This window comes from Pantoea agglomerans NBRC 102470 (assembly GCF_001598475.1).
GTDB classification, from domain to species: domain Bacteria; phylum Pseudomonadota; class Gammaproteobacteria; order Enterobacterales; family Enterobacteriaceae; genus Pantoea; species Pantoea agglomerans.
Genome location: NZ_BCZA01000011.1, coordinates 44,794 through 68,450, shown reverse-complemented (window position 1 = coordinate 68,450; position 23,657 = coordinate 44,794). Strand labels below are relative to the sequence as shown.

Below are 23,657 nucleotides of genomic sequence, written 5' to 3'. Positions count from 1 at the left end.
TGCGGGTCGAAATGACGCAAAGTTTGCGCCTATGATTGTAATAGGGTTCTGTTTTTTCACTCGCTTACAGGGAAGCATACCATGCACCTTACTTTTCTCGGCACCGGCGGCGGTGCTCCCAGCCTGCAACGTAATGTCACGTCTATTGCTTTTACCCGTGCGCTGAGTGGTGAAACCTGGCTGTTCGACTGCGGGGAAGGCACACAATTACAGTTTATGCGCTCCAGCCTCAAACCGGGCAAGCTGGATAAGATTTTTATCACCCATCTGCATGGCGATCATATTTTCGGGCTGCCGGGATTACTCACCAGCCGGTCAATGGCCGGGCTGACCACACCGATGACGGTCTATGGCCCCAGGGGATTAAAAACCTTTGTTGAGACGGCGCTGTCGATCAGCGGCTCCTACACCGACTACCCGCTGACCATCGTTGAGATTGAGGCGGGCTGGACGCTGGACGACGGTGAGTTTCGTATCAGCGCCTGGCCGCTGAGCCATCCGGTGGAGTGTTTTGGCTATCGCATTGAACAGCATGACAAACCCGGCCTGCTGGATGCCGCCCGGCTGAAAGCGGAAGGGGTGCCACGCGGCCCGTGGTTTCAGCAGCTGAAGCAGGGTGAATGCGTGACGCTGGAAGATGGGCGGGTAATCAACGGTGCTGACTATCTTGGCCCTGCAACACCCGGCAAAACGCTGGCCATCTTTGGCGATACGGCACCTACTGAGGTCGCGCTGCAACTGGCGGCCAATGTTGACCTGATGGTGCATGAAACCACGCTGGAGGCCGCGATGGTGGAAAAAGCCAACGGGCGCGGGCACTCCACCACACTGCAGGCCGCCGAAGTGGCAAAACGCGCCGGAGCAAAACGGCTGATCGCCACCCATTTCAGTTCACGCTATCTGGCAAAAGACATGAACCGCCTGCTGGCGGAGTGCCAGACGATTTTTCCCTGCACCGAGCTGGCCTGGGATCTGGCGGTTTTTAACCTCTAATGATGCAGTGCGGGATAAGTGAAAAACAGCAGATGGGTCAGGTTAAGGCCAAAATGCAGGGCGGTCGCCAGCCATAAGCGGCCGCTCCAGTGCCACGCCAGCCCATATAACAGCCCGGCCAGGGTGGCGAAGATCACCAGCAACAGGCCGCCGCTCAGATGCACCAGACCAAACAGCAGCGCGCTCAGTAACAGCGCCGGGATGCCGCCCACTACCTGCTTTAATCGCTGCTGCAGATAGCCACGAAACAGGGCCTCTTCCGCCAGCGAAACAAAGAACAGGTTGGCGAGCATAAATGGCCCCAGCCAGTCCGGTGCATGTCGCTCAAACGCTAATCCGCCCAGTAATACCGCGCAGTACAGCAGCAGCGGAATGGCGGCGATCAGCGCCAGTGCGGCGGGTAGTCGATAGCGTGGTGGCGTGGCAGGCGCGCGAAACAGCGTCGGCAGGCAGGCCAGCAGTACAAAAGGAATAAGCGCTTTATCGAAGTTAAACCCGAAGCTGAAAGGCACGCTGCGCGGTCCGGCCTGCACATCCTCTGCCTGAAGGGGGTTATTAAAGCCTGGAAAAAGATGGAGGAGCAACCCGATGGCGATCAGCACCAGCAGCGCTTCGGTCACTATTTGTCGTCGATGATGGTCACGGTCATAAATACGGAGTGCCACCACAGCGGCGGTGCCGGTAAACAGCAGCAGCACCGGCCACGCTAACACGTCCTGATAAAAACCCAGCAGTGTGGTGAGCGCCAGTAATAATAATGCCAGCCGTCGGGCCGGTTGCAGCGCGGCTAGCGCGCCAGCCAGTATGATCCACATGGTAAAGACCTGGTACAACGCCGCCGCACCGATAGTGAGCGGCGTAGAAGACAAAGAGAGTTATTCGGGTACGATCTGGTTAACCGCGTAGTGGCCGGTACCCGCCGGAACCAGTTTCTGGTGCAGCCACGGCAGCAGGGTATTCATCTGCTGGGCCAGCTTCCACGGCGGGTTAATCACGATCATGCCGGAGGCGGTCATGCCGCGCTGATCGCTGTCGGGACGGGCCGCCAGTTCGATCTGCAGAATATTGCGAATGCCGGTCGCTTCCAGGTCGCGCAGCATATGTTTGATCTGCTGACGTAAAACCACCGGATACCACAACGCAAAGACGCCGGTGCCAAAACGTTTATGGCCTTCCTGAATCCCTTTCACCACTGCCTGGTAGTCGCTTTTCATCTCATACGGCGGATCGATCAGAACCAGACCGCGACGCGACGGCGGTGGCAGTTTCGATTTTAACTGCTGATAACCGTCGGCACGATCGACGCGGGCGCGGTCATCTTTGCTGAATTCGTTACGCAGCAGCGGATAGTCGCTGGAGTGCAGCTCAGTGAGTTGCAGTTTGTCATCTTCACGCAGCAGATGGCGGGCAATCAGTGGCGAACCCGGATAGTAGCGCAGCGTGCCGCTACGGTTCAGCGCACGAATCGCATCAAAATAGGGTTGCAGCAATTCCGGCGCATCGGGCTGCTGCCAGATACGTGAGATGCCTTCCAGATATTCACCGGTACGCTCGGCGTGCTCGCCGCTCAACTGGTAGCGACCTGCGCCCGCATGGGTATCCAGGTAGAAAAACGGTTTCTCTTTCTCTTTCAGCGCCGTGATGATCAGGCTCAGAACGGTGTGCTTCAGCACGTCGGCGTGATTGCCAGCATGGAAGCTATGGCGATAACTCAGCATTGTTTATCCTGTTGAATGTATAAGGTTTTAATTGATGGAAAATCAATTTATACCAATTATTACCTCACGTATTACCCACAGAACGACGCACAGCAACCGACGCAGGAAAAGCATGAGAATCCGCGATTATATCAGGGATGTCCTGTTGATGTGCCAGAAGCGTGATAACAAATCGGGATTACCGCGAGCCGCTCAGGGCGGGGCGTGTGGTTCCCGGCACGCAGTCACGGAAAGCGACCGCAAATCCTCCCCGACGCGCCAGCCAGCATTACGTGCATGAGATAAAAGCGTGCATCTTCCGTGCTGCTATTCGCGCGTTTCTTCCCCACCTCATCCTGGCTGCCATTGATTTTCGCTACACTAAGCCGCATGTTACTTAGATTGCGTTGCGCGACCCGCTGCGCCCCATACATCTATAAAGGACTGCGCTATGACCAATCCGCTACTGACATCTTTTACGCTCCCTCCTTTTTCTGCCATCAAACCTGAACATGTGGTGCCTGCCGTGACGGAAGTGCTGAGCCACTGTCGCGCAGAAGTCGAAAAAGTCGTGGCGCAGGGTGCCCCGTATACCTGGGATAATCTGGTTCAGCCGCTGGCGGAAACTGACGATCGCCTGAGCCGTATCTTCTCACCGGTCAGCCACCTTAATGCGGTGAAAAACAGCCCGGAGCTGCGTGAAGCCTATGAGCAGACGCTGCCGCTGCTCTCTGAATACAGCACCTGGGTTGGTCAGCATGAAGGGCTCTATCAGGCGTATCGCAACCTGAAAGAGGGCGAGCAATACGCTGCTCTGGATCTGGCGCAGAAGAAAGCGGTGGATAATGCCCTGCGTGATTTCGAACTCTCCGGTATTGGCCTGCCAAAAGATAAACAGCAGCGCTACGGTGAAATCGCCGCGCGCCTCTCTGAGCTGGGTTCGGCTTACAGCAACAACGTGCTCGATGCCACCATGGGCTGGAGTAAGCTGATTACCGATGAAAGCGAGCTGGCCGGTATGCCGGAGAGCGCGATGGCGGCGGCTAAAGCACAGGCTGAAGCCAAAGAGCAGGAAGGCTGGCTGCTGACGCTGGATATCCCAAGCTATCTGCCGGTCATGACCTACTGCGACAACGCTGCGCTGCGTGAAGAGATGTATCGCGCCTATGCGACGCGCGCCTCCGATCAGGGTCCGAACGCCGGTAAGTGGGATAACGGCCCCATCATGGCGGAAGAGCTGGCGCTGCGTCACGAGCTGGCACAGCTGCTGGGCTTCGACTCCTACGCTGATAAATCGCTGGCGACCAAAATGGCGCAAAGCCCGGCTCAGGTAATCGACTTCCTTAATGACCTGGCGGAACGCGCCCGTCCGCAGGGTGAAAAAGAGCTGGAGCAGCTGCGCGCCTTTGCCCGGAAAGAGCACGGCGTGACCGAGCTTAATCCGTGGGATCTCACCTATTACGGTGAAAAGCAGAAGCAGCATCTCTACACCATCAGCGATGAGCAACTGCGCCCTTACTTCCCGGAAGAGCGTGCGGTCGCCGGTCTGTTTGAAGTGGTGAAACGCATTTACGGCATTACGGCAAAGCAGCGTAACGACGTTGAGGTTTACCATCCTGACGTGAAGTTCTTCGATCTGTTCGATGAAACCGGCGAACTGCGCGGCAGCTTCTATCTCGATCTCTACGCCCGCGAACATAAACGTGGCGGTGCCTGGATGGATGACTGCGTCGGTCAGATGCGTAAAGCCGATGGCAGCCTGCAGAAGCCGGTTGCCTACCTGACCTGTAACTTTAACCGTCCGGTGAAAGGCAAACCTGCGCTGTTCACCCATGACGAAGTGATCACCCTGTTCCATGAGTTTGGTCACGGCCTGCACCACATGCTGACCCGCATTGAAGCGCCTGGCGTCTCCGGTATCAGCGGTGTGCCATGGGATGCGGTCGAACTGCCAAGCCAGTTCATGGAAAACTGGTGCTGGGAACCGGATGCGCTGGCCTTTATCTCGGGCCACTTTGAAAGCGGCGAACCGCTGCCGAAAGAGCTGCTGGATAAAATGCTGGCGGCGAAGAACTATCAGGCTGCGCTGTTTATCCTGCGCCAGCTGGAGTTCGGCCTGTTCGATTTCCGCCTGCATACCGAGTTTAATCCGGAGAAAGGCGCACAGATTCTGGAAACCCTGCGCGAAGTGAAAAGCCGCGTGGCAGTGGTTCCGGGTCCGGAATGGGGCCGTTTCCCGCACGCTTTCAGCCACATCTTTGCGGGTGGCTATGCGGCGGGTTACTACAGCTATCTGTGGGCAGACGTGCTGGCGGCGGATGCCTACTCCCGCTTCGAGGAAGAGGGCATCTTCAACCGTGAAACCGGCCAGTCATTCCTGGATAACATCCTGACGCGTGGCGGTTCTGAAGAGCCGATGGAGCTGTTCAAACGCTTCCGTGGCCGTGAACCGAAGCTTGATGCGATGCTGGAACATTACGGCATTCAGGGATAAGTCGGTTCGTGAAAATCTGTTTGATCGATGAATCAGGCGCCGGAGACGGCGCCTTATCACGTTTAGCGCAGCGCTGGCAGCTGGAGCATGATGAAGACGCACTGCTGGCGCTGGTGCAGACTCCGACGCACCTTGAACTGCGCAAGCGTGATGAGCCAAAGCTGGGCGGTATTTTTGTTGATTTCGTCAGCGGCGCAATGGCACATCGCCGTCGCTTCGGCGGTGGACGCGGCGAAGCCGTTGCCAAAGCGGTCGGCATCAAAGGGGGTTATCTGCCGGATGTGGTCGATGCCACCGCCGGGCTGGGACGTGATGCGTTTGTGCTGGCGGCGCTGGGCTGCCGGGTGCGAATGCTGGAGCGTCATCCTGTTGTCGCTGCGCTGCTGGAAGATGGATTGCAGCGCGGGTATCAGGATGCGGAAATTGGCCCCTGGCTGCGCGATCGCCTGACGCTGATTCACGCGGCCAGCGCACAGGCGCTGGGGGATATCACGCCGCCGCCAGATGTGGTCTATCTCGATCCGATGTATCCCCATCGCCAGAAAAGTGCACTGGTGAAAAAGGAGATGCGGGTATTTCAGTCGCTGGTTGGGCCGGATGAGGATGCTGACGCATTACTGGAACCCGCCCGCCGCCTGGCGAAGAAACGCATCGTGGTAAAACGGCCAGACTATGCACCGCCGCTGGCGGGTGTGGTAACGCAGGCTGCCGTAGTAACCAAAAGTCATCGCTTTGATATTTACCCACCGCTGGTCGGGGCTATATAGCCAGTAACGGTGCGATGCGGTTGCTTCAGGTCATAATAACCGGCTTGCCAGTTATCTGGCATCATTCAGCACGTTGCGTAAAAATCGTCTGAAAGTGAATGGTTGATGATATTGCGCTAAATAAAAAAGCATGCCTGAAATATTTCAGGCATGCTTCAGAAAGCCGCATTCACTTTATAGCGTCAATACGGTGATTCGGATTCTGAATCAGGCAGATAATTTAGTCAGAAAACCTGAAAAGGCGCTCAAAAAGTTTTTGGCAAAGTTCAGACCAATCGCTTTGTAGGTAAGGCCCAGGGTTTCGCCCAAATCACTGCTTTCCTTAATTGATGCGACGGTGGTGTCGAATAAGCCCGAAACTTCAGTCAGTGCGTTATTGACGTCACCCAGGAATTCAGTCAGGCCCGCGCCGCTAACTGCAGCAATCTCTGTCTGGTTAATTTCTCTCATTTTTTAATATCCTTATTGGTTTCTTAAAATCATATGGAGCGTGATTTATTCTGCTTTATCTGTTGCGAACTCAGCAGATAAGCAGGCGAAAGATAACGGATGAATTAAACTTTTCCTATAGTAAAAATTTGATAAGTTGCGTTTTGCTATCAGTGATTTTTCGCAATAACATCATGAGATGAGTCAGTAATGTAGCGATGATTTTGATTTTATGTAGGGGTCTTGAGATTATATTTCTATAAGCGGCGTTTTATCTGATATCCAAAATCAGAGAGCAGTCGTTTATCTGGATGGCATTACTCTGGCGAATATCCGGGTAATAATCTTTTAATAAAGATGTATTCGGTCGACGTCAGTGGCGAATTATAAGGGTAGATATCGACGCTGAGCCTCCTCTGAATCGACGCCGCAGATAAGAAAGCCGGCTTACGCCGGCTTTCAGCAACATGGTTACTCGTCGTCCTCATCGCGCAGCGGCACAATCAGCATGTCGATATGCACGGTGTTGATCAGCTGACGGGCTGAGGACATCAGCTTGCTCCAGAAATCCTGATGATGACCACATACCACCAGGTCAACGTCATATTTTCTGATCGCGTCAACCAATACCTGGCCGAGATCGCCACTGCCGCTCAGCGTCTCACTGATCGGGTAGCCTGCCGCGTCTGATAACCCTTTCAGCGCCGCATGCGTCTCTTCAGAGATACGCTTCTGCATATCCCCTAAGTTGACATCAATCAGGCCGGTGTAGAGGTCGGAGTAATTGACATCAACGTGAATCAGGGAAATTCTGGCATCGTACGGACGAGCCAGCGAGACGGCCTTATCCACCAGTAACTGGCTTTCGGGAGAAAGGTCTACTGCAATCAGGATATGTTTATAAGCCATGATAAAACTCCTTTCACGAGGTTAAGGATGGCATCCGGTGTTCCTGCCGCGTCACAGCTTAGCGAAATCCCTTGCGCGAGCGGGCGATGAGCGCCACCAAATTGTCTACCTGCATTGCAGGTGATGATGTTGTTATGTCCTCAGTATAGCCTTCTCCCACTGTAAATGCTGCCGTTGCCGCCTGGCTTATGAATAAGATCAAGGCTATGCCAGATTTACTCGCGCTGAACGAAAATCATCGTTGGAAAAAATGTAAAGATTTCTCCTACACTGAAAAAAGGCGGTCCGATTCGCAGCCGCTCAGGGGGTCGAAAAACTTTCGCAGTCCGGTGATTCAGTGGCTGGTTATTTCTGCAGGTGGACTCAGTGTCTGACGCTGGGACTGTTGCTGCGATTCCAGCCGGGAGGGGGAGAATATGATCAGCACTATTGCGCTTTTTTGGGCGCTTTGCGTGGTGTGTATCGTGAATATGGCGCGCTATTTTTCATCTCTGCGCGCTCTGCTGGCGGTCTTACGCGGTTGTGATCCGCTGCTGTATCAGTATGTCGATGGGGCGGGTTTTTTCACCTCTCATGGTCAGCCGAGCAAGCAGGTGCGGCTGGTCACTTATATCTGGGCAAAACGCTATCTTGATCATCACGACGATGAGTTTATCCGGCGCTGCGAGCGGGTGCGGGGGCAGTTTATGCTGACCAGTGCGCTGTGCGGACTGGTGGTCATTAGTCTGGTGGCGCTGGCGATCTGGCATTAAAAAAGGGCGACTTGCGTCGTAATGCCAGTCAGTTAAGCGACAGGTGATAACGCAGTCTGGTGCCGGGCAGGGGCTGGCGGTCCTCGCGCCGCTGCGCGGTTCCTTCACTTCATTCCTCTGCCTGACGGACCGCCGGGGATGGCACATCCTGTGCCGCCCCGCCTTTCGCCCGCGTCCTGCGGGCTCTCCTGGCAGACTCATTCTGTTCAGCGCTGCGGATTGCCTGCCCCAGCCCGGCCCCTGCCTGCTCTGAAACTTCAGTGTGTATTGTTAAAAAGGGCACGAGAGTGGAGGCCTGAGCGCCTCTGCTGCTGAAAGGGCTATCCGCAGCGCTGAGGCGTGACGGTGGGCCAGAAGTCCACGCCGGGAAGCGTGGACAGTTCGGGGCCGGCCATGGAGGGCCGATCCCCGAACGGTTCGTCGGCACGCCGTCAAAGCCGAAGGTACCGCGTGAGCGGCGCGAGGACGGCCCGGCAGCAGCAGAGGTGCTCAGGCCCGCACTGCGGCTCGCTCGCCCACAAAAAAAGCTGCCACGTTTGACCGTGACAGCCTTTACAAATCTAATCTTAACTGATCAGCATTACGACTTGCGTCGCCCTTTTTTAGCTGGTATCACACCAGTTTTAAGGCAATCCAGTAGAGCGAACCTGACAGCAGAATACAGACCGGCAGGGTGAAGATCCACGCCATGGCGATATTCTTGATGGTCCGGCTCTGCAGCCCGCCACCGTCGACCAGCATGGTACCGGCAACCGATGAAGAGAGGATATGCGTGGTGGAGACGGGCATGCCGGTATAGCTGGCGACACCAATCGACAGCGCTGCTGTCACCTGTGCTGACATTCCCTGCGCATAGGTCATGCCTTTTTTACCAATCTTCTCACCAATGGTGGTAGCAACACGACGCCAGCCAATCATGGTGCCGATGCCCAGCGCCAGCGCGACGGCCACAATAATCCAGATAGGCGCATACTCGATGGTGCCAAGCAGGTCGCTTTTCAGCTTATTGAGGAAGCGTTTGTCATCTGGCGAGGTTTCCTGCAGACGGGCCGCTTTATCTGCGGTATCGGAGATACACAGCAGCAGACGACGCATCTGACCGCGCTGATCAACCGTCAGCTGATCGTAGCTCTGCAGATTATTCAGCAACACCTGCGCACCCTGTACCGCCTGTAATGCGCGCGCGCTGTCACAGTGGAACTCCTGCGGGCTGCTTGCTGGCACTTCTTCCGGCGTTGGCAGCTTAGGCGGTGCCATCTGGATGATGTGGGTCAGCGAAGCGTTATGCTGCTGATAATACTGCTCCAGGTGATTGACCGCATCGCGGGTTCGCGTGATGTCGTAACCGGAGGCATTCATATTCACCACGAAACCAGCAGGTGCCACGCCAATCAGAACCAGCATGATCAGGCCGATCCCTTTCTGACCGTCATTCGCACCGTGGGAGTAACTCACGCCAATTGCCGAAACAATCAGGGCGATACGGGTCCAGAACGGCGGCTTTTTCTTGCCGTCGATCTTCTCACGGTCAGCAGGCGTCATATGAATACGCGCACGCTTTTTGGTATTGCTCCAGTAGCGACGCAGTATAAAGATTAAGCCGCCCGCCATCACCAGACCGACAATCGGCGACAGGATCAGAGAAAGGAAGATGTTCAGCACTTTCGGGATGTTGAGCGCATCCACCACCGAGGTTCCGCTCATCAGGGCGTTGGTCAGACCGATACCGATAATGGCGCCGATCAGCGTATGGGAGCTGGAGGCCGGCAGACCGAGATACCAGGTGCCGAGGTTCCAGATAATCGCCGCCAGCAGCATAGAAAACACCATGGCGAGACCGTGAGCCGATCCAACATTTAACAACAGATCGGTGGGAAGCATATGAACAATAGCGTAAGCGACACTCAATCCACCGAGCAGCACGCCAAGGAAGTTAAATACACCCGCCATGACCACAGCAAGCTGGGCACGCATGGCACGCGTATAGATGACCGTCGCAACTGCGTTGGCCGTGTCGTGGAAACCGTTGATCGCTTCGTAAAACAATACAAACAACAGGGCAAGAACCAATAACAGGCTAGTACTGAGGTCTAGACCAGCAAACAGATGTAGCATAAACGTTACGCCATTTTTGGAGGACATGAACGCGGCGCATTATCCGCGACAACGTGCTGTATGGGAAAGGAAAATATAGCGCTAATTTAACCTTTCGATGTAAAGCGTAAGGGTAACTCAGAGAAAAAGGGTTAGATATTAGTCAGTTACAATATGACACATTTGCGGCATTTTTTTGACGCTGGCGTCTCAGTGAGCAGATCACTACAATCTGCGCCTTTCCAGTTAAGTGAGCGAGTCGTAGTGGAACAGTTTGACGTTATCATCATTGGTGCCGGTGCCGCAGGGCTGTTCTGCGCCGCCCAGGCCGGGCAGCGGGGACGCCGCGTGTTACTGCTGGATAACGGCAAAAAGCCGGGACGTAAAATTCTGATGTCTGGCGGTGGCCGCTGCAACTTCACCAATCTCTACACCGAACCGGCGGCGTATCTGTCGCACAATCCCCATTTCTGTAAATCGGCGCTGGCGCGTTATACCCAGTGGGATTTTATCGATCTGGTTAACCGCCACGGTATCGCCTGGCACGAGAAAACCCTGGGCCAGCTCTTCTGCGACGACTCCGCCCAGCAGATTGTCGATCTGCTGCTGGCCGAATGTGACAAAGGCAATGTCACCCTGCGGCTGCGCAGTGAAGTGCTCAGCGTGGCGCGCGATGAAAGCGGCTATACCCTGCAACTTAACGGCAGCACGGTTCAGGCGGAGAAGCTGGTCATCGCCAGCGGCGGTCTGTCGATGCCTGGCCTGGGTGCCACGCCGTTTGGCTATAAAATAGCGGAGCAGTTCGGGCTGAGCGTCTTTCCGACGCGGGCGGCGCTGGTGCCCTTTACCCTGCACAAACCGCTGCTGGAGCAGTTGCAGACGCTGTCAGGTGTCGCGCTGGAGACCACTATCGATGCGCAGGATGGCACCCGCTTCAAAGAGGCGATGCTGTTTACCCACCGCGGCCTCTCCGGCCCGGCGGTGTTACAAATCTCCAGCTACTGGCTACCCGGAGAATTCGTCACCATCGATCTGTCGCCTGCCACGCCGCTTGAGGCGTTTCTGACGGCGCAGCGTGAAGCACACCCGAATCTCAGCCTGAAGAACAGCCTGGCGAAAATCCTGCCGAAGCGTCTGGTGGAAGTATTGCAGACGCTGAAGGTGGTGCCGGATATCACTCTGAAGCAACTTAACAGCAAACAGCAAACCGAGCTGGCGCAGACGCTGCACGCCTGGCGCATTCAGCCAAACGGTACCGAGGGATATCGAACTGCTGAAGTGACACTGGGCGGCGTGGATACCACACAGCTCTCCTCGAAAACGATGGAGGCGCGTGCGGTGCCGGGACTTTACTTTATTGGTGAAGTGGCTGATGTCACCGGCTGGCTGGGCGGCTATAACTTCCAGTGGGCGTGGAGTTCCGCCTGGGCCTGCGCCCAGGCGTTGTAAGGCGCTTACCAGCGCTGATGCACGTGAGGTGCGATCTTCTCCTGATAGATCTGCTTCAGCGCCGCCATGGTATCTGCAGAGAGCGCATCGACATCGCTGGCGCGGGCATTGGCTTCAGCCTGTTCGCGGTTTTTCGCGCCAGGGATCACCACGCTGACATCTTCGTTCATCAGGATCCAGCGCAGGGCAAACATCGCCATGGTGGTGTCGCCAGTGACAAAGCGGCGAATCTCTTCAACCGCCTCCAGCGCCACCTCATAAGGCACGCCGGAAAAGGTCTCGCCTTTATCGAACGCTTCGCCATTACGATTAAAGGTGCGGTGGTCGTCAGCGGCAAACACGCTGTCGGCACGCATTTTGCCGGTCAGCAGGCCCGACGCCAGCGGCACACGGGCGATGATCGCCACATCACGGCGTTTCGCTTCACGCAGCAGCAGTTCAGCCGGACGCTGGCGGAAAATGTTATAGATCAGCTGAATTGACGAGACGTTTGGAAACTCCAGCGCCTTCAGACCTTCTTCAACTTTCTCAACGGAGACACCGTAGTGACGGATTTTTCCGGCAGCGACCATCTCATCCATCACCGCAAAGACGTCCGGGTTGTAGTAGACCTCGGTCGGCGGGCAATGCAGCTGCACTAAATCCAGCGTGTCGGTTTGCAGGTTCTCGCGTGAACGGTCAATAAAGGCGTTGAGGTTTTCAGCATTGTAACCTTCAGCCACATGTGGCGAGAGGCGACGCCCCAGCTTGGTGGCGACAAACGGACGTTCACCGCCGCGCTGATTCAGCACCTCTGCGATGATTTTTTCGGAACGGCCATCGCCATAGACATCGGCGGTATCAATAAAGGTGATGCCCGCATCCAGCGCAGCATTCAGCGCGGCTTTGGCATCCTCCATGCTCACTTCCCCCCAGGTTCCGCCAATGGCCCATGCGCCAAAGCCAATTTCGGAGACGCGCTGACCGGTACGGCCCAGTGTTCGTAGTTTCATGCAAACATTCCTCGATGCGTTTCAGACAGGGTGACAGAAAGCGGCTAACCAATGAGCTTAGCGCTTCCTGGCAGAGAGGCGATGTGACGTCGTTGCAGACCTGCACGGTAAAAATACGATGCTGCTACGCCATGCTGCTGGTTACGTTGAAGATTTCAGCGGAAAACGGCATGGGCAAGGTGACTACCGCTTCGCTAATTAATTGATTTTAAGAAATTTCACCCGAAATTAAACAGGCGAGAGTGTGGATTCGGTCACATACTTCAATTTTCAGGCCAATAAGTGGATCGCCATGTTTAAATTTGTTAAGTCGGTCTTTGCCAGTCCCGAGAAGTTTTTGCAGATCATGACCCGTCAGGATATCAACGATTCTATCGCTGAAGGTGAGCGCATCATCATTGATGAAAACGGCAATATCTCGGTTAACACGCTGAGCGAGGAAGTCCATGAAGATTTTGCCCGCCACGTGAATACGTTAAAGGGAGTGTGAGGTGGGTACCGCAATATTTATGGTGTTGATGGTCAGTGGTTACTGGTACACCAGCCGTGATTTGAACAGCCGCTTTAAAATCCGTCGTTCGTCGGGCTGGGATGTCTATTTCCTGGTCGCGCTTTACGGTTGTATTTTCGTCCTGCAGGGTGTGTTCGCGACCGGCATCGTCTGGTTACTGCTGCTCTGTATCTCCGGCATCGCCAACGCCGTCCAGATGATCCCCGGCGTCCACCTGAAGTGGCAGGTGGAGTTTATGAACTGGAGTTTCCTGGGCATCCAGGCTCCCGTGGTGATCATGCTCACCTTTGCCATTCTTCTCTGCCTTTACCGCTCAAACTGGGCAGGCAGTGCACGACTGAACGTCTCCGGTCGTAAAGACCTCTATCAGCAGCTGTCACGCTCTAATGGTGTGGAGCAACTGTTATTTCAGTGCATGGAAGAGGGCGAACTGGCGTGGATTACAATGAAGTCGCGCCGCATTTACATCGGCATGATTCATGCTTCGACTTTTGAATATGAGAGCACCAAAAATATCGTGCTGATCCCGATGCTGAGCGGATATCGCGACAGCAAGACGCTGAAGCTGGCGGTGGAACATAACTACAGCAAGTGGTACGCCGAGCACGACATCACGCTCGACTCGAAACCCAAAGATGCGATGTCGTTCCGTAAAGTGATCATGGTTGACCAGATTGAGAGTCTGTCGCTGTTCGACCCGGCCAGTGCGGCTGCGCTTTCGATGGGACATCCGCAGGAAGTGGAGAAGAGCCAGGGTAATGACGATGCGGACAGCCCGGACGATAAAAGCCGGGATGCCGCGGGTTAATCGAGCCAGGACTGCATCCTGGCTATCAACAATATTGCTTCGCTGCATCCCTTAACAGATCGGTGAAGTTGTAGATATCGTTGAGTGATGTAATCGGATGGCGAGTCTCTTTTTTCTCGCCATCAAACATCCCGATATATAGCTGACTGCGATTGAAGTGAAGTCGGCAAATTGGCTTACGATTGTTGTCATCGATTAAAATACCAAGATAACTTTGAGTATCCCGGAAAGTGATACGCTGAGGTTCAATAACTTTTCGGATTATTGATTTTATGATGTGAAACCCTTCTATCTCCATTTCTGTAGTGACAATCATGCCGCTTTCAGCCTCGTTCTTGTCACTGCTGCTTTTTGCCGAATCCTCGTTATTAGGTTGTGGCGAAACCATCGCTCCACCGCTGATCGCGGATTTGAGTCTTTCATTCACCTGATCATTTAGCCACTGAGTAGCAGCTTTTTTAGTCAGTACAGAGAATTGCTCTCTGACTTTCTGCGTGAGTATGCCGTCATATACACGTGAGGCAAAAAGTTTAACGAAGTCCTCATCGGGTTCACTGAACTGACTGGAAATCATCTTCTTTATCTGGCTGATAAATTTAAGTTCACCAGCTGCACTGACAATCGAATCAACATCAAAAGCACTTTTGGTGAGCTTAACCAGCTCTGGAACCACGTGTTCATCAATATCCAGCAAATCCAGTTCTAAAAATGGCTTTTCATCCATTTTGTTCGGCGCATCCAGATCGGTAAAAAATTTATAGAGCTGGCCATTTGTTAAAATGGAAATTCGCGCGTTAGTCACATGGAAGTAACGGAAGAGTTGCGAGGCGTGTTTAACATTTAACGGTTCGCCAATCTTTTTGCATTCAATCAGGATCTGAATCTCTCCGCCTTTAGAAATGGCGTAATCAATCTTCTCACCTTTTTTGGTGCCGACATCACAAATGAATTCAGGTATGACTTCAGTCGGGTCAAATACATCATATCCCAGTATCTGACTGATGAAGGGCATAACAAACGCGCTTTTAGTGGCTTCTTCTGTCTGAATAATTGCTGCTTGCTGCTGAATCTTAGCGGAAAGACCATTGAGGTTATTGAAAATATCCATAGCTCACCCTGTTTTTAGTTCTTCTTAGCCATAGTGTTTAACTTCATTAGCTGAGGTAATGAAGCTTCCGGAATGCAAGAGGTCGTTTTTTATATTTTTACGATACCAATCAATTGGTTAATTGATTGGCACCATTTTGAATTGTTCCTTCAATTCAGGATAAAGTAAGAAAAAATTATCAGAAAAAAAGGTAATTGGCTATTTCGCGATCGTTTAGAAAGGTTTTTTTTTCAAAAAAATTCACTTTAAAAGGCTGATTTTGAATTTTAACCAGCCACATCACGTATTCGCCAGACAACGCTGACTCGGTTATCAGGCGATCACTCCCCTGAATATGGCCCACCTCACACCATATTTTCCGCCGTAAACAGCCGAAAGGCCACTTTGCCCGCCTGATAGACATCCGGCTGATAGCCGGTTTCGAGATGACTCAGCATCAGATCAATCGCTAAACGGGCATGCTGCTGAGCATGCTGATCCAGGGTAAAGGCCACTTCATCGTTCAGCAGTAGCTGGCGGGTGACATCATAAAGCTCATGGGTGATGTAGGTGCATTTACCCAGCAGCTGGTGGGCGCGCAGGGTGTCGCTGACATCACTATTCCCCATGCCGGTGTTATAGACCCCTGCAATCGCCTGCGACGGACGCAGATGGCGGGCCAGCTCACTGCGGATGGTTTCCCGCTGATCCTGACCCGACAGCACTTCACGCAGATGACGCTGCGGCGCGCGCTGCTCCATGGCCTCACGGAATCCCGCGATGCGCTGACGATGGGCGCGGTAATCAAAACGGCCACTGACCATCAGAATGTCGCCGGGCTGGTTCACTGTCTTACTCATCAGCAGTCCGGCTGTGCGTCCCGCCTGATACTGGTCGATACCAACATGACACAAGCGGTCGGCATCGGGCAGATCGGTGACGATGGTGATCACCGGCACATTGCGGCTGCGGCACAGCGCCAGTGCCCGATAGATGGGCGGCGAGTCATGCGCAAAAACAATAATGCCGTCGCGGGTGCTGCTGCGGGCGATAATGCTTTGCGCCAGCTGCTCAGGCTGCGCTTCGGCCACCAGGGTTTTGTGCAGTTTCAGGCGGCGATAGCCAAGCTGACTGGCGACCTCGCTGAAATGGGTGGTGAGCTGCTGAAAAAAGGATGAGCCGTTATTGCTGAGGAACACCTCAATCTGCCACGGATGCTGGTACTCCTCTGGCAGCAGACGCTTCAGCCCCACTTCGCGCGCGGCTTTCAGGACTTTGCGGCTGGTCTCCAGGGAGACACCGCCGCGCTCATTCAGCACCCGATCGACCGTCGCAATCCCGACGCCTGCCATTTTTGCCACCACCTCTAAGGTGAGCTTTTTCATTCAGACTCCATGCGAAAATGGCAAATTGACTGCTGCCTGCCAGACTGTTTATCTCTTCTAACCGGTTAAAAGTAAAAGATAAAGCGATTTAATGATGGAAAACCATCAACAGCGCTACGCCGTGGGGTTTTACCTGCAGTGCGGTCGTCTGGCTAAAAAGCACAACTGGCCGCTGCCTGGGCAGATTTACCGTTAAGCTTGTGACGAGACAATCAACGAGGAATGAATATGGCTCAGCAAAAAGAGGTTCTGATTATTGGTGCTTCACGCGGTATCGGTCTGGCGGTGGCGCAGGCCTTTGCCGATGAGGGCTGGCAGGTCACGGCCACGCATCGCAGTGGCATCCCGGAGCAGGGTAACCGGCCAGACATTCACTGGCATTCGCTGGATATGACCCACTCATCAGCGGTTCAACAGTTTGCCAGCCAGCTCAGTGGCAAGTCGTTCGATGCGATTCTGATTAACGCCGGGATTTCCGGGCCTGCGCACCAGAAAGTGTCGCAGAGTGACGATCAGGCGCTGGCGCAGCTGTTCCTGACCAATGCGATAGCCCCTGTTCGCAGCGCAGAGATCCTGTTGCCGCTGCTGAAACAGGAAGGCGTGCTGGCGCTGACCTCATCTCAGCTCGGCAGCCTGAATGAAAATCCGGAGGCGCAGATGCCGATTTACTCGGCCAGCAAAGCCGCACTGAATATGCTGAGCCGCACGCTGACTCCGGCAGTGGAAGCGCAGAGCGGGACGCTGCTGACGCTGCATCCCGGCTGGGTGAAAACGGATATGGGCGGCGAGAGTGCGCCCCTGACGGCAGAAGAGAGTGCCGCCGGTATCGTCCAGCAGCTGATCCAGTGGCGCGGTCGCGGTGGTCATCACTATGTCGATTACGCCGGCCAGCAACTGCAGTGGTAGGCTGAAGCGGGGCGGTTACGCCCCGATGTCACGCAGCGCTTTACCCTTCATCAGATTGCGTTCAATGTGCTCCAGCGTCACATGTTTGGTCTCCGGCACCAGCATCAGCGTCAGCACGATAAACACCAGGTTGAGTGCGCCGTAGAACCAGAAGGTGTTGGCATTACCCAGCTGATCCAGCATGGTCAGGAAGGTGGCGCCAACAATCATATTGCCGACCCAGTTAGTGGTGGTGGAGGCGGTAATGCCGAAATCACGCCCTTTCAGTGGCTGAATCTCTGAACAGAGCAGCCAGATCACCGGTCCGGCCGCCATCGCAAAGCCGACGATAAACATCAGCAGCATCGCGACAGCAAAGTATTTGCGGAAATCTGTTTCAACGCCGATGTGCAATAGCGTTCCCAGCACGCCCATGCCAACCGCCATCACCAGAAAACTGGTGGTGAGCATCGGCTTGCGACCCCAGCGATCGACAAAGAAGATCGCAATCAGCGTGGCCAGCATATTGACCAGCCCGACAATCACCGTGCCCCACATCTGCTCACTGGTGCTGGAGAAGCCGGCGATGTTGAAGATTTTAGGCGCGTAATACATCACCACATTCATGCCGGTAAACTGCTGCATAACCTGTAGCAGCATACCCAGCCACACCGCGCGGCGGAAATTGCCATTAGAACGGAACAGCGACCAGCCGCGCTGCTTCACCTGCAGGCTTTCCCGGATCTCTTCCAGCTCCTCCCGGGCCTGTTCGCTGCTGTTACGCAGCCGATCCAGCACCCGCTGCGCCTCGTTAAAGCGTCCGTGCGCCGCCAGCCAGCGCGGACTGTTGGGCAGAAACAGCACGCCGATAAACAGGATCACCGCCGGAATGGCGATCACGCCGAGCATCCCGCGCCAGTTACCGCTGTAGCTGAACGCGGTGTCTGAGAGATAGGCCACGACAATGCCGGTGGTCAGCATCAGCTGGTACATCGAAATCATTGAGCCACGAATACGTTCAGGCGCAATCTCCGCCAGATAGAGTGGCGCGGTGTAAGAGGCGATCCCAACCGCCAGACCCAGCATCACGCGGGCACAGACCAGCGACTCCACATCCGGTGAGAAGGCTGACCACAGCGAGCCAATGACAAACAGCGTCGCCCCCGCCAGCATACTTTTCTTGCGTCCCAGCTTTGATGACATCCAGCCCGCCGCCAGTGCGCCCAGCGCCGCGCCAAACATCATCGAACTCACTACCCACTCCTGCTGATGGTTAGTGATCTGCAAATCCTTCGCCAGAAACGGCAAGGCACCTGCAATGACGCCGATATCCAGACCAAACAGCAGGCCGGACAGCGCAGCCATAAAACAGACGAACCAGGTAAAGCGGTTCTGTTGATTTCCCGATTTTTTTGCCGCGACCATGCGAGTCTCCTTGCGGGGGTTCTGTGTCAATATTGTTAATGTTATGTAAACATAGTCGATGCCAGTGTGGGGGCGATCACACTTCCGGCTATCACCGGTGCCACACAGCATTGCTGCGATAAGAAAGCATCAGAGATCAGCGGGTTGGTTCAGGAGAGGGAAACTGCGGCCGGGGCACGATTACGCAAAACAGGGCGCGTCAGGTCAGGTTTTGCAACTGCCCGCCTGCGGCATTACACTGCCGCTTTACTGCTATTGATTGAAGGTGCTTATGTCTGAACCTTTCCAGCGTCAGCCGCTGCCTCTGCCGGGCGGCCATAAAAAAGTCCTGCTGCACTCCTGTTGCGCACCCTGCTCGGGTGAGGTGATGGAAGCGATGCTGGCATCCGGCATTGAATACACGATCTATTTCTACAACCCGAATATTCACCCGCTCAAAGAGTATGAGCTGCGTAAAGAGGAGAATATTCGCTTTGCTGAAAAATTTGGTGTGCCGTTTATTGATGCGGACTATGACCGGGATAACTGGTTTGAGCGGGCGCGCGGCCTGGAGTGGTCACCGGAACGGGGTGAACGCTGCACCATGTGCTTTGATATGCGCTTTGAACGTACGGCACTCTATGCCCATGAGAACGGTTTTCCGGTGATGACCAGTTGCCTGGGTATTTCGCGCTGGAAAGATATGAAGCAGATTAACAGCTGCGGAGTCCGCGCAGCGGCGGCGTATCCGGATCTGATGTACTGGGATTTTAACTGGCGTAAAGGCGGCGGGTCGTCGCGCATGATTGAAATCAGCAAGCGCGAGAGTTTCTATCAGCAGGAATATTGTGGCTGTGTCTATTCACTGCGCGACACCAATCGTCATCGCGTCACCCAGGGACGTGAGCGTATTAAGATTGGTGTGCAATATTATCAGCCGGATGAATCCTGATTAACCTGGATCGCGGAAAGCGTCTGCCGGCGCATATCCGCGCGCTGAGCGCGTAACAGGCCGGACTGTTACGCCACAGCTCTGCTTTATGCTTTCCGCCCGACCGTAACTGCACAGCGCACAGGGATCATCAACGTCGTCCAGCTGCTGCTTTGCCTCGTCCTTCATCAGACGTTTACGGCAGACGCTCGGCGTGCAACCCATAATCTGCTTAAAAGATCGGGTAAAAGATTGCTGGCTTTCAAAATGGTATTTCAGCGCCAGGCTGATGATGGGCGTGCGGCTGTTTTTTAAATCATGAACACTGGCGTTAAGCTTTTTCTTACGAATATATCGCGCCAGGGTTTCATTATGATAACGGGCAAAAAGTTTCTGTAAATACCACTTAGAGTAACCCGCCTTTTCTGCAATATCATCAACGCTTAAACGCTGATCCAGATTATTATTAATCCACTCAGTGATAGAGACGATCACGCTTTCGTTATATTTATTTTCGTTCATAGAACCCCCTGTTTGATTTAAGAAGATTCTAAAATATTTATCTTAATGTGCTTATTCTTTGCGTAAAGATTTTTCAGGATTTTAATCGTTATCTCTGAAGATATTCATTTGAGGGGGTGTTATTAATAAAAAAGATGAATTGTGATTAATCTGTTGGTAATTGTAGGTGAATGAATAAGTGGTTCCGCGGGACAATAATCAAAATGAGCCGTGAGTCCGCAGCCAGACTCACGGTTTACCTTGCCGGAATCTCTGTAATCACGGCTATAGCACGGCACATCAATAGATTTTTGGCTGCGACATGCCAGGCTTACGGCTCACCTTTAACCTGGAGAACCCCCCGGATGAGCCCGACATACGCGCTGAAAAAACCGCTTGCCGCCTTGCTCACCTCGCTGGCGTTATTTGCTCATGCGCCTGCCAGTGCCGCTGGTGTGTATGGCGAACAGCTGGAAGGATTTCAATACCCCTATCCGTTGCAGCATTTTGATTTTAAATCCCAGCAGCAGACGCTGAGTATGGGCTATATGGATGTGAAACCGGCGCAGCGGGCCAACGGCGAAACCGTGGTGCTGATGCACGGTAAAAACTTCTGTGGCGCGACCTGGGAAGAGACCATTCGCGCACTCAGTCAGCAGGGATATCGCGTTATCGCGCCCGACCAGATTGGCTTCTGCAGCTCGACCAAGCCAGCCAGTTACCAGTACAGTTTTCAGCAGCTGGCAGATAACACCCATCAGCTGCTCGCCCGGCTGGGTGTGAAGAAGGCGGTGATTATGGGTCACTCCACTGGCGGAATGCTGGCAACACGTTATGCGCTGATGTACCCGGAACAGACGCAGAAGCTGGTGCTGGTTAACCCGATCGGGCTGGAGGACTGGAAAGCCAAAGGCGCACCGTGGCGATCAGTGGATCAGTGGTATCAGCGCGAACTCAAACTCAGCGCAGAGGGCATTAAGAAGTATGAGCAGCAAACCTACTATGTCGGGCGCTGGAAACCTGAATATGACAAGTGGGTTGATATGCTGGCCGGACTCAACAGCGGGCCAGGCCACCAGAAGGTGGCATGGAACTCCGCCTTAATCTACGACATGATCTTCACTCAGCCCGTATTTTATGAATTCGGCGATCTGAAAGTGCCCACCACGCTGATGATCGGCACCTCTGACACGACTGCCATCGGCAGTGATATCGCCCCGGCAGAGGTGAAAGCCCGGCTGGGTGATTACGCGGTACTGGGGAAAGAGGTCGCAAAACGCATTCCGGGGGCGCGCTTAATCGAATTCCCCGGTATGGGACACGCGCCGCAAATGGAAGAACCGGCAAAATTTAACCAGACGCTGCTGGACGATCTGGCGCGTCCCTGAACCGTCAGGCGCTGCGGCGCCTGACCTTAGATCGCCACGCGTTTCTGCTTTTTACTGAGGTACATCTGCTCATCGCTGTCGTGCAGCAACTGCTCCAGCGATTGCGGATGCGCCGCGTCAAACTCCACGACGCCGGACGAGAATTGCAGGCGGTAACGGCGGTTCAGACTGACTGATTGCTGTTGCAGATAACGGTCAAACTGCAGCAGCAGCGCTTCGCTCTGCTGCTGCTGCAGACCATTAAACAGCACCACAAACTCATCGCCACCCAGACGGGCAAACAGATCCGAATGCTTGAACACCACTTTCATCGCATCGGCAAAGTCCATCAGCGCGCGGTCGCCTTCACGGTGGCCCAGCGAGTCATTAATCTGCTTAAATTTGTCGAGATCGAGAAAGGTCAGGCAGGCGGGCCGGTTTTTCAGCCGGCACTCGTTCAGCACCATCTGTCCCAGCGTCATAAAGCCGCGACGATTGGTGATCTGCGTCAGTTCATCACAGGTGGCAGTCTGAAAGGCGACCAGTTCCGCTTCGGCCATGGCGGCCAGGTCGCGCATCGTGGCCTGATCCTCTTCATTAAACTGACGCGGTTCACGACCAATGATACAGAGGGTACCCATTTTAGCGCCGCCCGGTGCCCGCAGCGGACAGCCGGCATAAAAGCGGATATGCGGTTCGCCGGTAACCAGCGGATTATCATAAAAACGTTCATCTTCTGCGGCATCTTCAACGATCATGATCTCATCCTGCAGGATGGCATGACCGCAAAAGGAGATGTCGCGGGGCGATCCTGCGGGTTCATAGCCCTGAGCGGATTTAAACCACTGATGGTCAGCTTCCAGCAGGCTGACTAACGCGATAGGAACGTCATACAGGCGGCGCGCCAGACGGGTTAAACGATCAAATCGTTCTTCCGCTGGGGTGTTCATTATGTTCAGCGCACGCAACTGCGATAAACGTTGTGCCTCGTCGGCAGCGATTTCAGGTGCTTTCATCACAGAGCCCTTTATTTTTTTAGCTCAAGCCAGGTTCTGGTGTTTGCCTTACGGCGAAGAAGAAGAGCGTGACATAGCCATCACGCTCTTTATAAGGAGGGGATCAGAGCACTTTTTGTTCGGCGAGATCAAGGGCGAAATAGCTGAAAATCAGGTCTGCACCGGCGCGTTTAATCGCACCCAGGCTTTCCAGCACCACATTGCGTTCATCAATGGCACCAGCCTGAGCGGCAAACTTGATCATCGCGTATTCACCACTCACCTGATAAGCCGCCAGCGGCAATTCGGTACGTTCACGGATATCGCGCAGGATATCCAGATAAGCACCTGCCGGTTTCACCATCAGTGAATCCGCGCCCTGCGCCGCGTCGAGCAGCGATTCACGGATCGCTTCACGGCGGTTCATCGGGTTCATCTGGTAGGTTTTACGGTCGCCTTTCAGCGCCGTTCCGGCCGCTTCACGGAACGGGCCGTAAAACGAGGAGGCGAATTTGGTGGAGTAGGACATGATGGCGGTCTGAGTGAAGCCCGCCGCGTCCAGTGCCCGGCGAATCGCCTCAACCTGACCATCCATCGCCGCTGACGGGGCGATGAAATCCGCACCGGCTGCGGCGGCAACGACGGCCTGCTTACCCAGGTTTTCCAGGGTTGCATCGTTATCGACGCCGTGATCACACAACACGCCACAGTGGCCGTGGCTGGTGTATTCACAGAAGCAGGTGTCAGACATCACGATCATTTCTGGCACGGTATCTTTGCAGATGCGGGACATACGTGCCACCAGACCGTTCTCGTTCCAGGCATCGCTGCCGGTGGCATCGGTGTGGTGCGAAATACCGAAGGTCATCACCGAGCGGATACCCGCTTTGGCGATGCGCTCAATTTCATAGGCGAGACGTTTTTCCGGAATACGCATCACGCCAGGCATCGCCTGAATCGCTTTGTAATCGTCGACTTCTTCTTCAACAAAGATGGGCAGAGCCAGATCGTTCAGGCTCAGTGAGGACTCCTGGAACATTTCACGCATTGAGGCGCTGGCGCGCAATCTTCTTGGGCGCTGGATAAGGGAATAATCAGACATTTTCATTCTTACGCAGGTGAAAAAAGTGACAACAGTTTACTCCCTTTGCCCGCGAGGGATGAAGGTTTGTGTGCGGTCAGGAGAGGGGAAAAGAACTCTCCCGCC

The 23,657-nt window shown here is 54.4% G+C and carries 22 protein-coding genes; 10 read left to right on the top strand and 12 right to left on the bottom strand.

Features of this window, described 5'->3' with window-relative positions; all coding sequences use genetic code 11:
- The first annotated feature begins 81 nt into the window (after positions 1–81).
- Positions 82–993 (top strand): ribonuclease Z, encoded by a 912-nt coding sequence (rnz, locus tag PAG01S_RS18865; protein WP_010253411.1) that lies wholly within the window; start codon positions 82–84, stop codon positions 991–993.
- Here rnz and PAG01S_RS18860 read toward each other — a convergent pair.
- Positions 990–1,808, bottom strand: a complete 819-nt coding sequence (locus tag PAG01S_RS18860; RefSeq protein ID WP_062759565.1) for a CPBP family intramembrane glutamic endopeptidase — start codon at positions 1,806–1,808, stop codon at positions 990–992. The two genes, rnz and PAG01S_RS18860, sit on opposite strands and share 4 nt — an antisense overlap.
- Before the next feature lie 60 nt (positions 1,809–1,868).
- Positions 1,869–2,711 carry a 23S rRNA (adenine(2030)-N(6))-methyltransferase RlmJ gene (locus PAG01S_RS18855; protein ID WP_010671504.1) on the bottom strand — a complete coding sequence of 281 codons (843 nt, stop codon included), beginning with the start codon at positions 2,709–2,711 and terminating at the stop codon, positions 1,869–1,871.
- Positions 2,712–3,141: 430 nt separating this feature from the next.
- On the opposite strand from PAG01S_RS18855, the gene prlC reads away from it, so the two are divergent.
- Positions 3,142–5,184: an oligopeptidase A gene (prlC, locus tag PAG01S_RS18850; protein ID WP_062759564.1), complete on the top strand. Its 2,043-nt coding sequence runs from the start codon at positions 3,142–3,144 to the stop codon at positions 5,182–5,184.
- 8 nt (positions 5,185–5,192) lie between these two features.
- Positions 5,193–5,951, top strand: a complete 759-nt coding sequence (gene rsmJ, locus PAG01S_RS18845; protein ID WP_062759563.1) for a 16S rRNA (guanine(1516)-N(2))-methyltransferase RsmJ — start codon at positions 5,193–5,195, stop codon at positions 5,949–5,951.
- Positions 5,952–6,158: 207 nt separating this feature from the next.
- Here rsmJ and PAG01S_RS18840 read toward each other — a convergent pair whose 3' ends face one another.
- Entirely contained in the window at positions 6,159–6,401 is a 243-nt protein-coding gene (locus PAG01S_RS18840; RefSeq protein WP_062759562.1) for a hypothetical protein, read from the bottom strand.
- A gap of 450 nt (positions 6,402–6,851) precedes the next feature.
- Positions 6,852–7,289 carry a universal stress protein UspA gene (gene uspA / locus PAG01S_RS18835; RefSeq protein WP_039388007.1) on the bottom strand — a complete coding sequence of 146 codons (438 nt, stop codon included), beginning with the start codon at positions 7,287–7,289 and terminating at the stop codon, positions 6,852–6,854.
- A 416-nt stretch (positions 7,290–7,705) separates the two neighbouring features.
- Between uspA and uspB the strand changes: the two genes are divergently transcribed.
- Complete coding sequence (gene uspB / locus PAG01S_RS18830) at positions 7,706–8,041, top strand: universal stress protein UspB (RefSeq protein ID WP_010253393.1); 336 nt, start codon at positions 7,706–7,708, stop codon at positions 8,039–8,041.
- A 612-nt stretch (positions 8,042–8,653) separates the two neighbouring features.
- Here the strand turns inward: uspB and pitA are convergent.
- Entirely contained in the window at positions 8,654–10,156 is a 1,503-nt protein-coding gene (gene pitA / locus PAG01S_RS18825) for an inorganic phosphate transporter PitA (protein WP_031292107.1), read from the bottom strand.
- Positions 10,157–10,399: 243 nt separating this feature from the next.
- On the opposite strand from pitA, the gene PAG01S_RS18820 reads away from it, so the two are divergent.
- Positions 10,400–11,584: a BaiN/RdsA family NAD(P)/FAD-dependent oxidoreductase gene (locus tag PAG01S_RS18820; RefSeq protein ID WP_010253390.1), complete on the top strand. Its 1,185-nt coding sequence runs from the start codon at positions 10,400–10,402 to the stop codon at positions 11,582–11,584.
- Positions 11,585–11,589: 5 nt separating this feature from the next.
- Here PAG01S_RS18820 and PAG01S_RS18815 read toward each other — a convergent pair whose 3' ends face one another.
- Positions 11,590–12,576, bottom strand: coding sequence for an aldo/keto reductase (locus tag PAG01S_RS18815; RefSeq protein ID WP_010253389.1), 987 nt, complete (start codon positions 12,574–12,576; stop codon positions 11,590–11,592).
- A gap of 292 nt (positions 12,577–12,868) precedes the next feature.
- Here PAG01S_RS18815 and PAG01S_RS18810 point away from each other — a divergent pair, with 292 nt between their 5' ends.
- Both PAG01S_RS18810 and PAG01S_RS18805 read left to right on the top strand, forming a co-directional pair.
- Entirely contained in the window at positions 12,869–13,066 is a 198-nt protein-coding gene (locus PAG01S_RS18810) for a hypothetical protein (protein WP_013359382.1), read from the top strand.
- Position 13,067: 1 nt separating this feature from the next.
- Positions 13,068–13,895 carry a hypothetical protein gene (locus PAG01S_RS18805; RefSeq protein ID WP_062759561.1) on the top strand — a complete coding sequence of 276 codons (828 nt, stop codon included), beginning with the start codon at positions 13,068–13,070 and terminating at the stop codon, positions 13,893–13,895.
- Positions 13,896–13,920: 25 nt separating this feature from the next.
- On the opposite strand, the gene PAG01S_RS18800 is transcribed toward PAG01S_RS18805, so the two are convergent.
- Positions 13,921–15,003 (bottom strand): type I restriction endonuclease, encoded by a 1,083-nt coding sequence (locus tag PAG01S_RS18800; RefSeq protein WP_010671510.1) that lies wholly within the window; start codon positions 15,001–15,003, stop codon positions 13,921–13,923.
- 344 nt (positions 15,004–15,347) lie between these two features.
- Positions 15,348–16,367 carry a LacI family DNA-binding transcriptional regulator gene (locus PAG01S_RS18795; protein ID WP_010253385.1) on the bottom strand — a complete coding sequence of 340 codons (1,020 nt, stop codon included), beginning with the start codon at positions 16,365–16,367 and terminating at the stop codon, positions 15,348–15,350.
- Between the two features lie 228 nt (positions 16,368–16,595).
- Here PAG01S_RS18795 and PAG01S_RS18790 point away from each other — a divergent pair, with 228 nt between their 5' ends.
- Positions 16,596–17,273: an SDR family oxidoreductase gene (locus tag PAG01S_RS18790; RefSeq protein ID WP_033780951.1), complete on the top strand. Its 678-nt coding sequence runs from the start codon at positions 16,596–16,598 to the stop codon at positions 17,271–17,273.
- 15 nt (positions 17,274–17,288) lie between these two features.
- On the opposite strand, the gene PAG01S_RS18785 is transcribed toward PAG01S_RS18790, so the two are convergent.
- On the bottom strand, positions 17,289–18,677 hold the full coding sequence (locus PAG01S_RS18785) for a sugar porter family MFS transporter (protein ID WP_010253379.1): 1,389 nt from the start codon (positions 18,675–18,677) through the stop codon (positions 17,289–17,291).
- Between the two features lie 271 nt (positions 18,678–18,948).
- Here PAG01S_RS18785 and PAG01S_RS18780 point away from each other — a divergent pair, with 271 nt between their 5' ends.
- Positions 18,949–19,608, top strand: coding sequence for an epoxyqueuosine reductase QueH (locus tag PAG01S_RS18780; protein ID WP_010253376.1), 660 nt, complete (start codon positions 18,949–18,951; stop codon positions 19,606–19,608).
- On the opposite strand, the gene PAG01S_RS18775 is transcribed toward PAG01S_RS18780, so the two are convergent.
- Complete coding sequence (locus tag PAG01S_RS18775) at positions 19,609–20,109, bottom strand: helix-turn-helix domain-containing protein (RefSeq protein ID WP_010253373.1); 501 nt, start codon at positions 20,107–20,109, stop codon at positions 19,609–19,611.
- A gap of 344 nt (positions 20,110–20,453) precedes the next feature.
- Here PAG01S_RS18775 and PAG01S_RS18770 point away from each other — a divergent pair, with 344 nt between their 5' ends.
- Positions 20,454–21,476: an alpha/beta fold hydrolase gene (locus PAG01S_RS18770; RefSeq protein WP_010671513.1), complete on the top strand. Its 1,023-nt coding sequence runs from the start codon at positions 20,454–20,456 to the stop codon at positions 21,474–21,476.
- 26 nt (positions 21,477–21,502) lie between these two features.
- Here the strand turns inward: PAG01S_RS18770 and PAG01S_RS18765 are convergent, their stop codons facing one another.
- Positions 21,503–22,471, bottom strand: a complete 969-nt coding sequence (locus PAG01S_RS18765) for a GGDEF domain-containing protein (protein ID WP_010671514.1) — start codon at positions 22,469–22,471, stop codon at positions 21,503–21,505.
- Between the two features lie 103 nt (positions 22,472–22,574).
- Positions 22,575–23,552: a porphobilinogen synthase gene (hemB, locus tag PAG01S_RS18760; RefSeq protein ID WP_010671515.1), complete on the bottom strand. Its 978-nt coding sequence runs from the start codon at positions 23,550–23,552 to the stop codon at positions 22,575–22,577.
- Positions 23,553–23,657: the final 105 nt, after the last annotated feature.

Coding starts and splice junctions, on each gene's coding strand:
- rnz (WP_010253411.1), top strand. CDS start 82: ATGCACCTTACTTTTCTCGGCACCGGCGGCGGTGCTCCCAGCCTGCAA.
- PAG01S_RS18860 (WP_062759565.1), bottom strand. CDS start 1,808: ATGTGGATCATACTGGCTGGCGCGCTAGCCGCGCTGCAACCGGCCCGA.
- PAG01S_RS18855 (WP_010671504.1), bottom strand. CDS start 2,711: ATGCTGAGTTATCGCCATAGCTTCCATGCTGGCAATCACGCCGACGTG.
- prlC (WP_062759564.1), top strand. CDS start 3,142: ATGACCAATCCGCTACTGACATCTTTTACGCTCCCTCCTTTTTCTGCC.
- PAG01S_RS18840 (WP_062759562.1), bottom strand. CDS start 6,401: ATGAGAGAAATTAACCAGACAGAGATTGCTGCAGTTAGCGGCGCGGGC.
- uspA (WP_039388007.1), bottom strand. CDS start 7,289: ATGGCTTATAAACATATCCTGATTGCAGTAGACCTTTCTCCCGAAAGC.
- uspB (WP_010253393.1), top strand. CDS start 7,706: ATGATCAGCACTATTGCGCTTTTTTGGGCGCTTTGCGTGGTGTGTATC.
- pitA (WP_031292107.1), bottom strand. CDS start 10,156: ATGCTACATCTGTTTGCTGGTCTAGACCTCAGTACTAGCCTGTTATTG.
- PAG01S_RS18815 (WP_010253389.1), bottom strand. CDS start 12,576: ATGAAACTACGAACACTGGGCCGTACCGGTCAGCGCGTCTCCGAAATT.
- PAG01S_RS18810 (WP_013359382.1), top strand. CDS start 12,869: ATGTTTAAATTTGTTAAGTCGGTCTTTGCCAGTCCCGAGAAGTTTTTG.
- PAG01S_RS18800 (WP_010671510.1), bottom strand. CDS start 15,003: ATGGATATTTTCAATAACCTCAATGGTCTTTCCGCTAAGATTCAGCAG.
- PAG01S_RS18795 (WP_010253385.1), bottom strand. CDS start 16,367: ATGAAAAAGCTCACCTTAGAGGTGGTGGCAAAAATGGCAGGCGTCGGG.
- PAG01S_RS18790 (WP_033780951.1), top strand. CDS start 16,596: ATGGCTCAGCAAAAAGAGGTTCTGATTATTGGTGCTTCACGCGGTATC.
- PAG01S_RS18785 (WP_010253379.1), bottom strand. CDS start 18,677: ATGGTCGCGGCAAAAAAATCGGGAAATCAACAGAACCGCTTTACCTGG.
- PAG01S_RS18780 (WP_010253376.1), top strand. CDS start 18,949: ATGTCTGAACCTTTCCAGCGTCAGCCGCTGCCTCTGCCGGGCGGCCAT.
- PAG01S_RS18775 (WP_010253373.1), bottom strand. CDS start 20,109: ATGAACGAAAATAAATATAACGAAAGCGTGATCGTCTCTATCACTGAG.
- PAG01S_RS18770 (WP_010671513.1), top strand. CDS start 20,454: ATGAGCCCGACATACGCGCTGAAAAAACCGCTTGCCGCCTTGCTCACC.
- PAG01S_RS18765 (WP_010671514.1), bottom strand. CDS start 22,471: ATGAAAGCACCTGAAATCGCTGCCGACGAGGCACAACGTTTATCGCAG.
- hemB (WP_010671515.1), bottom strand. CDS start 23,552: ATGTCTGATTATTCCCTTATCCAGCGCCCAAGAAGATTGCGCGCCAGC.